This window comes from Myroides sp. C15-4, from assembly GCF_050522745.1.
Lineage (GTDB): Bacteria > Bacteroidota > Bacteroidia > Flavobacteriales > Flavobacteriaceae > Flavobacterium.
On record NZ_JBMVQX010000079.1, the window covers coordinates 1 to 2241 of the forward strand.

The 2241-nt window shown below is 42.4% G+C and carries 2 protein-coding genes; both read right to left on the reverse strand.

Annotated elements, in window-relative coordinates:
- Window positions 1-65: 65 nt before the first annotated feature.
- On the reverse strand, window positions 66-998 hold the full coding sequence (locus ACPDHL_RS16115) for a PorP/SprF family type IX secretion system membrane protein (RefSeq protein ID WP_430533722.1): 933 nt from the start codon (window positions 996-998) through the stop codon (window positions 66-68).
- A gap of 11 nt (window positions 999-1009) precedes the next feature.
- Window positions 1010-2241, reverse strand: a 1232-nt coding sequence (locus ACPDHL_RS16120; protein WP_430533723.1) for a gliding motility-associated C-terminal domain-containing protein, incomplete at its 5' end; no start/stop codon positions are given.

A 2241-nucleotide genomic window follows, 5' to 3' on the forward strand; every position in this document is an offset into this window, starting at 1 on the left:
ACTGAAGCTCAAAGCTACACTCAAAATACCCAGTTGTACTATCTGTTTTATCATACGTGTATCTTTTAGAAGAATCTTGGCGCTGTTACGCGCTTAAAGCCGTTAAACAAAGTAAAGCGCATAAAAATCTCATGCGAGCCTGAGTTGTAGTTCGCTAGCTTAGTCGTCTCAGCATCGTAGCTATACCCAACAAAGATATTTTCAGATACTTGAAAACCTACTAAACCACTCACTGAGGCATCCCAACGATAAGCGATACCAGCGGTAAACTTCTCAACAAACATAAAGTTCGCTGTTAGGTCAACCTGTAAGGGTGAACCTTCTTCGATCTTCACCATAGCTGCGGGTTTGAATTTTATGTCGCGATTCAGATCGAAAACATACCCTCCTGTCGCAAAAACGTGAACCTTTTCTCGTAGTGTTCTCACATCGTTGTCGTTATAACGCGTGCGAGTCAATAAGTTAGGTGCAGATAAGCCCACATAGGCCTTGTCTGAGTATAAGAACAATCCTGCTCCTATATTCGGAGTGAATTTATTCTTGATATCACTCTCCGCTACAGGATCTGACGGATTGTAAATGTGCAACTTACTGTAATTCACATCCAGTAAGTTTGCAGATCCTTTCAATCCGAAGGCCAACTTATAGTGGTAATTCAAATCGATCGCATAGGATAAATCAATCGACAGCGTATTGTCGTCCATCACACCTAAGTGGTCATTGACAAAGTTTACACCTAAGCCTAAGCCTGAATCACCTAAAGGGCTATTCACTGATAGCGTTGCCGTTTTTGGGGCGCCTTCTAATCCTACCCATTGGGTACGATACAAGCCAAAGATGTTCAACCCTTCATTACTCCCGGCATAAGCAGGGTTAATGTTCGAGTGATTGTACATGTATTGGGTATATTGTGGATCTTGTTGCCCATAGGCGTGAGTCATACTCAACAAGCCTATACCCCCAAGAACAATCGTCTGTATTGTGTTTCTTAGTTTCATCTACTATTGATTTAATTAGACTCCAAATGTAAATTTGCAGCTTTCTTAATCATACGGCTACCATTGGCATCGCTGTATTCATACGTAACCACGTAGTAATACGTACCACTTGGCAGTTTTTTGCTCTTATCTACCGTAACGCGACCTTCGGAATAGCCTTTAAATACATTGCTACTACCATCTCCCTTAGGATCATACCCTTTGGTCTCGTAGACGCGTACTCCCCAACGGTTGTAAATCTCTACGGTATTATTTGGATATTTCTGGATGTTGTCAATAATAAAGTAATCGTTCTTACCATCACCATCTGGAGTAACTAGGTTGTAAATCACGATATCACCATCTAAGATCCAGTCTTTCTTAACTGTGGCTAAGGTGAAAAATCCATAGCCTTTTACTGCAGATACGGTCGTAATTTCTTTGGAAGACATATCAACAACACCTCCTTCATCCACCCACAATTGTTGGGTAGCATCCCAACGAACAATGTGCAGTTCGCTTTCTGGATCCACCAACATCGCTGGTAAAGTGGTGCGTTCATCCCAACTCAAAGTCAGTAAGATATCGCTCTTTGTATTATCGCCGCGGTCTAACAACCAGTATTCTGACGTATTCAGCTCTTTAATAACACCCACTGTGGTAGGACGTGCTTCGAAAAAAGCATCGTCTTTGGTGCGGTACTCCCCTACAAAAGCGTCTTTCACTGAGGAAGGGGCTGTAATGCGCGCATAGCGGTACATTTGCTCATCGCCTTTGGGGTATTGGAAAGGTTCATTACCGATCTTTTCCACTTGTCCTTCCGCATGAGAGGCATCCTTCACGTTGATCGCTTTGGATCCTTGTTGAAAACTCAACATACCCACTGCGGTCTGCTCCCCAGGTAAAACCGTAGGATCTACTTTGATGATCCCCTCTTGAAAATCAACCGTACCGTAAACGTCAATGTTGTTTTTCAAGTCAAATGCAACTTTGGGGGTAGCATTATTCAAATCTACATGGTGGAATTCTGAAATTGAACGCCCGCTGATCAATTGAGCCCCTTGTTCATTTTCATAACGCGTAAATACCGCTTTGCCTGTTTTGCGATTTGTCGTGAAGCTATAAAAACCATCGTTGTTAAAATCGCGGTAGTAATAAGCCGTACCATCGTTTACCAGTTGAGCATCTTCTTGGTTATCAAAACTATAAAGCGTTGAAATAACACCACCTGTAGCAACTGATAGCTGACCTTGGTTGACAAAAG